Annotated in this window: 9 protein-coding genes; 3 read left to right on the top strand and 6 right to left on the bottom strand. The window is 75.1% G+C overall.

What is annotated here, in order from left to right; translation table 11 throughout:
* The 6 genes from AWQ68_RS45375 to AWQ68_RS32135 all read right to left on the bottom strand — a co-directional run.
* Positions 1 to 203, bottom strand: a 203-nt coding sequence (locus AWQ68_RS45375) for a GTP-binding protein (protein ID WP_245656307.1), incomplete at its 3' end; no start/stop codon positions are given.
* Entirely contained in the window at positions 203 to 1,507 is a 1,305-nt protein-coding gene (selA, locus tag AWQ68_RS32115) for an L-seryl-tRNA(Sec) selenium transferase (protein ID WP_066947755.1), read from the bottom strand. The genes selA and AWQ68_RS45375, both read right to left, overlap by 1 nt.
* 64 nt (positions 1,508 to 1,571) lie before the next feature.
* The gene (locus tag AWQ68_RS32120; protein WP_066947758.1) at positions 1,572 to 2,426 is read right to left on the bottom strand and encodes a cytochrome c biogenesis CcdA family protein; all 855 of its coding nucleotides are present in this window, start codon (positions 2,424 to 2,426) and stop codon (positions 1,572 to 1,574) included.
* Positions 2,423 to 3,175, bottom strand: coding sequence for a DsbA family protein (locus tag AWQ68_RS32125; RefSeq protein WP_066947761.1), 753 nt, complete (start codon positions 3,173 to 3,175; stop codon positions 2,423 to 2,425). Before AWQ68_RS32125 ends, AWQ68_RS32120 begins: the two co-directional genes overlap by 4 nt.
* A gap of 66 nt (positions 3,176 to 3,241) precedes the next feature.
* Entirely contained in the window at positions 3,242 to 4,186 is a 945-nt protein-coding gene (locus AWQ68_RS32130) for a M56 family metallopeptidase (RefSeq protein WP_066947763.1), read from the bottom strand.
* A complete protein-coding gene (locus AWQ68_RS32135) occupies positions 4,183 to 4,545 on the bottom strand; it encodes a BlaI/MecI/CopY family transcriptional regulator (protein WP_066947766.1) in 363 nt (120 codons plus the stop codon). The genes AWQ68_RS32130 and AWQ68_RS32135 overlap by 4 nt, the downstream gene beginning before the upstream one ends.
* A gap of 326 nt (positions 4,546 to 4,871) precedes the next feature.
* Here AWQ68_RS32135 and AWQ68_RS32140 point away from each other — a divergent pair, with 326 nt between their 5' ends.
* From AWQ68_RS32140 to AWQ68_RS32150, 3 genes are all read left to right on the top strand, one after another.
* Positions 4,872 to 5,258, top strand: a complete 387-nt coding sequence (locus AWQ68_RS32140; protein ID WP_066947769.1) for an STAS domain-containing protein — start codon at positions 4,872 to 4,874, stop codon at positions 5,256 to 5,258.
* Between the two features lie 69 nt (positions 5,259 to 5,327).
* A complete protein-coding gene (locus AWQ68_RS32145) occupies positions 5,328 to 5,975 on the top strand; it encodes a TetR/AcrR family transcriptional regulator (RefSeq protein WP_157546011.1) in 648 nt (215 codons plus the stop codon).
* A 38-nt stretch (positions 5,976 to 6,013) separates the two neighbouring features.
* A complete protein-coding gene (locus AWQ68_RS32150) occupies positions 6,014 to 7,597 on the top strand; it encodes an FAD-dependent monooxygenase (RefSeq protein ID WP_066947771.1) in 1,584 nt (527 codons plus the stop codon).

The following is a 7,597-nucleotide window of genomic DNA, read 5'->3' on the forward strand; positions in this document are numbered from 1 at the left end:
GTGGCCAGGAACCGCTCGTGCCCGGGGACGTCCACGAACGCGAGCCGCTCCCCCGAGGGAAGCGACGTCCACGCGTAGCCGAGCTCGATCGTCAGGCCGCGCCGCCGCTCCTCCTCCAGCCGGTCCGGCTCCATCCCGGTGAGGGCGCGTACGAGCGTGGACTTGCCGTGATCCACGTGGCCGGCGGTGGCGACGACGTGCATCAGCCCTCCTCCGGAGCGGCGTGCGCGGCCAGCACGGCCCGCGCCACGTCGCCGTCCCGCGCCGCCGGTACGGCGCGCAGGTCGAGGAGGAACCGCCCGCCCTCGATCCGGCCGACGACGGGCGGCTCGCCGGTGCGCAGCGGCGCGGCGAGCCGTACGGGCAGGCTCACGGCCGCGCTCTGCAGCGTGACGCAGGGAGCTCCGCCGCCGCCCACGGCCGCCGCGCTGGGCACGGCGCGCGCGTCGAGGCCGGCCCGGGCGAGGGTGCCCGCGAGGGCCGCCGCGCGGGCGGCCAGCTCCTCCGGGTCGGCGCGCAGCGCCTCGGCGACCGGCGTCGCGGGGCCGCGCAGGGTGGCCTCCAGCGCGGCCAGGGTGAGCTTGTCCACGCGCAGGGCGCGGGCGAGCGGATGCCGCCGGCACCGCTCGACCAGATCGCGGCGGCCGAGCAGCAGCCCGGCCTGCGGGCCGCCGAGCAGCTTGTCGCCGCTGGCCGTGACCAGGTCGGCGCCCTCCCCGAGCGCGGTCGCGGCGTCCGGCTCGTCCGGCAGCAGCGGCTCGCGGCGGAGCAGTCCGGAGCCGAGGTCGGCCACGACGGGCACGCCGAGCCCGGCCAGCTCGGCGACGCCCGCCGAGCCGGTGAACCCCTCGATCCGGTAGTTCGACGGATGCACCTTGAGCACGAACCCGGTGTCCGGGCCGAGCGCCGCGGCGTAGTCCTCACGCGAGGTCCGGTTCGTGGTGCCGACCTCGCGCAGCCGCGCTCCCGTCGATACCAGCAGGTCGGGGATCCGGAAGCCGTCCCCGATCTCGACCAGCTCGCCGCGGCTGACCACGATCTCGCGTCCTCCGGCCAGCGCGGTGGCGACGAGGACGAGCGCGGCGGCGTTGTTGTTGACGACGTGCGCGTCCTCGGCGGCGGGGACCGCCCGCGCCAGCGCGTCGAGCGTGCCCCGCCCCCGCCGGGCCCGCCTGCCGGTGGCGAGGTCGAACTCCACGTCGGCGGCCCCCGCCGCCGCCGTCACCGCCTCGATCGCCGCCGCCGACAGCGGCGCCCGGCCGAGGTTGGTGTGCAGCAGCACGCCGGTCGCGTTGATCACCGGACGCAGGGCGGCGGCGCGCGCGGGCAGCGCCGCGATCGCCGCGCGGACGACGTCGTCCGGGCTCAGTTCGCCGTGCCGTACGCGCCGCTGGGCGGCGGCGACGGCCTCCTTGACGGCCGCCCGCCCGAGGCGCCCCTGCGCCGCGACCAGTTCGGGGGCGGCGAGCACGGCGTCGGTGCGCGGCACCCGTCTGCGTTGATCCACCGTCCGAACATAAGACGCCGCCGGAGGCGAACCGAAGCAGCCGAGCCGTGAACGGCGGCGGGTGTCATCCCCCGTCGGGCGCGCCGCCGTCGCGGGAGCGGGAGGCGCGGCCGCGGTACGCGCGCGCCGCGAGGACGGCCAGGGCGACCAGCACGAGCGCCAGGGGCAGCGCCGCGTCGGGCACGCGGCCGGCCACGTCCCTGAGCCACACCTGCATCGAGAACTGCTCGTCCACGCCGGACAGCCCCCCGAGGGCGGCGGTGCCGTCCGTGACGAGGAACAGCACGCCGATGGCGATGAAGAGCAGCCCGGAGACCAGGCTGGTGGTGTGCGTCCGCAGCGGGCCGAGGCGGATCGGCCGGCCCCGCAGCCAGGCCCTGCGGCCGAGGTCGAAGCGGTCCCACAGCAGCGCGAGGACGAACAGCGGCACGGCCATGCCGAGCGCGTAGAGCGCCATCAGCGCCGCGCCGTACGCGGGCGCGCCCCCGGCGGCGGAGACGGTCAGCACGCTGCCGAGCAGCGGTCCCGAGCAGAACCCGGCCAGGCCGTAGACCGCGCCGAGCGCGAACACCGAGGCGGCGGAGGAGATCCGGATCCGCGCCGCCGCCCGGCCCGCGGCGGCCAGGCCGAAGCCCCTCCCCAGGACGGCGGCGCCGCCGAGGAGGATCAGCACGACCCCGCCGACCGTGGTCGCCACGTCGCGGTAGCGGGTGATCAGCGCGCCGATCGCGCCCACCCCCGCGCCCAGCGGCACGAGCACGACCGCGAGACCCGCGTAGAACACCGCCGTGCGCCGGGCCAGCGTGCCCACCCGGTCGAAGGCGTACGCGAAGAACGACGGCAGGAGCAGCGCCGAGCACGGGCTGACGAGCGAGAGCAGCCCGCCGAGGAACGCGCCGAGGAACCCGACCTGCGTCATCCGCCCGCCGCCGCCTTGTCGATCATGGCGATGAACTCCTCGATGGGCTGCGCGCCGAGCATCGGCTGCCCGTTGATCAGAAAGGCCGGAGTGCTGGGGACGCCGAGTGCCTGGCCCTCGATCATGTCCTTCTCGATCGCCTCGGCGAACGCGCCGCCCGCCATGTCCTTGGCGAACCGGTCGAGGTCGGGCACCCCGGCCCGCTCGGCGAACTTCCGCAGCACGGCGGCGGTGAGGTCCGGGTGGCCGCGGTCCGGCGCGGCGCCGAAGAGGGCGGCGGTGAACTCCCGGAATCTGCCCTGGGCCGCGGCGGCGCGGGCCGCCTTCGCCGCGTTGATCGACTGCTCGCCGAAGATCGGGAAGTCACGCCACTCGATGCGCAGCGTCCCCTTGCCGACGTAGCGCTCGACCAGCTTGGGCTCGGTGTCCCGGCCGAACTTGGCGCAGAACGGGCACCGGTAGTCGGAGTAGACGACCATCGTGACCGGGGCGTCGGTACGGCCGATCGCGAGGGGGTCGTCCGGCGCGCGGCGGGCGGCCGAGGTCAGGGGTCCCGACTCGGCGGCGGGCGACGCGGCCGGGGACGCCGCACCTGTGGAGGACGCGCTCGCCGCGGGTGTCTGCCGCTTCGCCTCCTCCTGTGACGGGCGGCTGACCAGGGAGACGACCAGCCCCAGGGCGACCACCATCAGGACCGTGACCAGCACGGTCGTGCGCCTGGCGGTGGTGCGCCGCTCGTTCGTCTCCATGGGCCCTCCGTGTCGCGAGACATGATCTACTATCGAGCATAGTAGTGACCTCGGAGAGCCCCGGGGTCAGGCGGGGCGCACGCTGAGACAGTAGGCCAGCACCCCGAGCGCGACGACCCCGATCGAGACGAGCGCGGGCGCCAGGGCGAGCGCCGCCGCGAGGGCGTACCCGGCGCGGCTGTGCGGCCGTCCCGCCGCCGCCCGCTCCCCGCCGAGCCAGCGGAGCCGCACCTCGACCGCGTCCCTGGACATGGCGAGCGCGGTGCTCGGCGCGCCCCGGCCGACCACGGCGAGCAGCCCGGCCCGTACGGACCCGGGCCCGTGCAGGCGCGCCGCGGCCGCGTCGGCGGCCAGCTCGACGAGCACCCGGATCGCCCCCGGCGCGCGGCGGCACAGCGGCACGAACGGCAGCGCCTCGGCCATGACGTCGGCGAGCAGCACCAGGAGGTGGTGCCGGCCGCGCATGTGCGCCCGCTCGTGCGCCAGGATCGCGTCGCGCTCACGCGGGCCGAGCCGGGCGACGCCCCGGGTCGCCACGACGGCCCCGTCCCGCCCGCCCACGCTGTAGGCGAGCGGCGTGTCCTCATCCACCCACAGGACGGAGCGCTCGCAGCGGGAGACCGCGCGCAGCAGCGCCAGGTGCTCCCTGCGCCACCGCCTGCGCCGCCACGACAGGCGCCCGGCCACCGCGGCCACCCATCCCAGGGCGCAGAAGACCGCCGCCGCCCCGGCCGCCCGCGCCACATGCTCCCACGCCGCCCCGCCGTCGGCGCGTACGACGTTGACACAGCTGTGGCTCATCCCGATCAGGCCGTCGACGACGTACGCGCGGGGCGCCAGCAGCACCACGGCGGCGACCAGGGCGACGAGGACCATCAGGGCGATCGAGCTGACCCAGCCCGCCAGGGCGAGCCCCGGCCGCACGCTCGGCGTCACGGCGGTGCGCAGGTAGAGCGGGCCGGCGACGCCGATCACGACGGTGGCCACGAGCAGCCCCAGAGCGACGGTCATCCGCGGCCTCCCCGCCGGTTGAGCGCGCGGCGCAGGATGTCGGACTCCTCCGGGGTCGCGGAGCTGGCGAAGTGCAGCAGCACCCGCTCGGCGTCCCCGCTGGAGGCGAGCACGTCGCGCAGCAGCTTGGCGCCCGCCTCGGCGCGCGACTCGCTGGCGGTGTACTCGTAGGCGCGACCGGCGCGGTCCCTGCGGACCCACCCCTTCCCGTGCAGGTTGTCCAGCACGGTCATGACCGTCGTGTAGGCCAGGGGGCGCGGCGTGTCGAGCCGTTCGAGCACCTCGCGGACGCGCAGGGGGCCGCTCGCCGACCACAGGACGTCCATGACCTTGGCTTCGAGTTCGCCGAGACCGCGCATCGCCTCTCACCCTTCCCGAACGTGGACTCCCGTACGTGGGCGCGACCGGGCGCGAGAACTCCGCGCCGCTCCTGGGGACGTGACCGCCGGGCGAGCGGGGCACCCTCGCCGTCCGCCACGGACGACAGTAACGGAGGACGGCCGACACCCGGCCCGCCCCGCCTTTCCGCGTCCTCCGCCTCACTCGGAAGGCGGTGGAACGGTGGCACAGGGCGGACGAGCTTTTACCAGGTCGGGGGAATGACGGGGAGGCGGCACGCCGGGTTCCCTGTTACGAAGGAGACATAACCCCCACATTCATCCAAGCCGACGCACAGGAGGTCGTGATGATGTGGCTGGAGGTCGCGGTGGAAGCGGACGGCCCGAACGCTGTCATCCGTCCGTGCGGTGAGATCGACCTGACGACCGCGGGCATCCTGTGGGACACGCTCGACCGCGTCATCCAGCAGGTGGCGATCCCGAAGATCGAGATCAACATGTGCGATGTGTCGTTCATGGACTGCGCGGGTGTACGCACCCTGATACCGATCAAGCAACACGCCCGGGAGCAGGGCGGCACGTTCGTGCTGACCCACATCCCGCCGGTGGTCGAGCGGCTGCTCGCGGCCGTGGGACTCGACCACGAGCTCGAACCGTGCGAGAGGCCCCCCAGGCCCCCGCTCCGCTCCGTACCCACGGAGCTTCTCGCCTGGCCGTGGTCGACCTCTCGATAGTTACGGAGCACGCATATTTGCGTGTTCCGAATCTTTTCCTATCACGCAAGAAATGCTACCGTCCTCGGCATGGACATCGAAGGTGAGCGCCCCGGGCTGCGCGAACGCAAGAAGCAGGAGACCCGCATCGCGCTGAGCTGGGCGGCCATCCGCCTCGCGGTGGAGCGCGGGCTGGACAACGTCCGGGTGGACGACATCGCGGCCGAGGTCGGCGTCTCCCCGCGCACGTTCAACAACTATTTCTCCAGCAAGGCCGAGGCGATCACGGCCCGGCATTTCGACCGGGCCCGGGAGATCGCCGAGGAGCTGCGGGCACGCCCGGCGTCGGAGCCCCTCTGGGAGGCGCTGGCCAACGCCGCCACGGCGCGGTTCGCGCTCGGCCAGGACACCGGCGGCGAGAGCACGCCCGACCGGCAGTGGGTCGACGGCGTCCGGTTGATGATCGATGATCCGGCGCTCACCGGCGCCTTCGCCGCGGCGGCGGCCGCCGAGGAGGCCGAGCTCGCCGCCGCGGTCGCCGAACGCACGGGCACCGACGCCGCCCTCGACCTCTACCCGCGGCTGGTGGCGGGCGCCTTCGGGGTCGCGATCAGGGTGGTCATGGAGCGGTGGCTGCACGCCGACCCGCCCGTCCCGATCGCTGGGCTCCTCCATGACGCGCTCGGTCAGCTCTCGGCCGGCCTGCCGGTCCCCCCGACGAGTCCGTCCCGCCCCTGAAAAGTCCCCCATTCCCCGCGTACGAGAAGGACTTCCCCATGAACGTCGACGTCGTCATCGCCGGAGCAGGGCCGAACGGGCTGATGCTGGCCTGCGAGCTGAGCCTCGCGGGCATCCGGCCGCTCGTGCTGGAACGCCTGCCCGAGCGTACCGAGGAGAACCGGGCCAACGGCCTGGTCGGCCAGGTCGTGCGGATGCTCGACCGCCGCGGGCTGCACCGGCGGCTCAGCGGCGAGGCGGAGCCTCCCCGGCCCGTGCCGTCCTTCGTCTTCGGCGCGTTACCGCTGGACCTGGCCGCACTGGAGGACAACCCCCTCTACATCCTGCCCGTGCCGCAACGCCGCATCGAGCAGGTGCTGGAGGAGCGCGCCGTCGAGCTCGGCGTCGAGATCCGCCGCGGCCACGAGCTGACCGGCCTGGCCCAGGACGACGACGGCGTGAGCGCCGACGTCTCCGGCCCGGACGGCCCCTACCGGGTGCGCGCCCGCTACCTCGTCGGCGCGGACGGGGGCCGCAGCCGCACCCGCAAGCTGGCCGGCATCGACTTCCCCGGCGTGACGAGGGACGACACCGTCCACCGCACCGCACACGCCGTGGTGCCCGCAGCGCTGGTCGACCCGGCGACCGGAGGGCTCGACGTGCCCGGGTACGGGCCGATCCCGCCGTTCCGGCACCACCGCACCGAGCGCGGCATGTTCGTGTACGCGTCCTTCCCCTCCCGTCCGCTGCTGGTGGGCACGACGGAGTGGCCCACTGCCGGGGACGGCGCGGAGGCCTCCGACGCGCCCATGACCCTCGACGAACTGCGCCTGAGCGTCCGCCGTGTGCTCGGAGCCGACCTGCCGCTCGCGCCGCCCGACGGCCCGGGCCCGCACATGCTGCGCCGGCTGGTCGGCGGCAACACCCGGCTGGCGGACCGCTTCCGCGCCGGCCGGGTGCTGCTGCTCGGCGACGCCGCCCACGTCCACTCGGCGATGGGCGGCCCCGGCCTGAACCTGGGCCTGCAGGACGCCGTCAACCTGGGCTGGAAGCTCGCCGCCGAAGTCCACGGCTGGGCGCCACCCGGGCTGCTGGACACCTACGAGAGCGAGCGGCGGCCGGCCGCCGAGCGGGTGATCATGCAGACCCAGGCCCAGTCCGCCCTGGTCGCGCCGGGAGCCGAGGTCACCGCACTGCGCGAGCTGTTCGAGGAGCTGCTCGCCGACCGCGAGGCCGTACGACGCGTCGCCGACCTCATGGCGGGGGCCGACATCCGCTACGACATCGGCGGGACGCACCCGCTGACCGGCCGGTGGGCCCCCGACCTCACGCTGGACGCGGGGAGCGGCCCGGTCCGCCTGGCCACGCTGACCGAGAACGCCCGGCCCCTGCTGCTGGACCTGACGCGGGACGCGTCACTCGCCGGGGAGCTCGCCGGTCGGCAGGACCGGGTGGACGCCGTCTCGGCCCGCGTTCCGGAGGCCTCGTCCACCACCCGGGCCCCGGATCCGGTCACGGCCCTGCTCCTGCGGCCGGACTGCTACGTCGTCTGGGCCTCGGACTCGCCGAACCCCGACGCCCGCGAGCGCGCGGCCCTGCGCGCCGCGCTGGCCCAGTGGTTCGGAGCCCCCACGAGCGGGTGA

Origin of the sequence: Microtetraspora fusca, assembly GCF_001570365.1 — a bacterium.
Taxonomy (GTDB): Bacteria; Actinomycetota; Actinomycetes; order Streptosporangiales; family Streptosporangiaceae; genus Microtetraspora; species Microtetraspora fusca.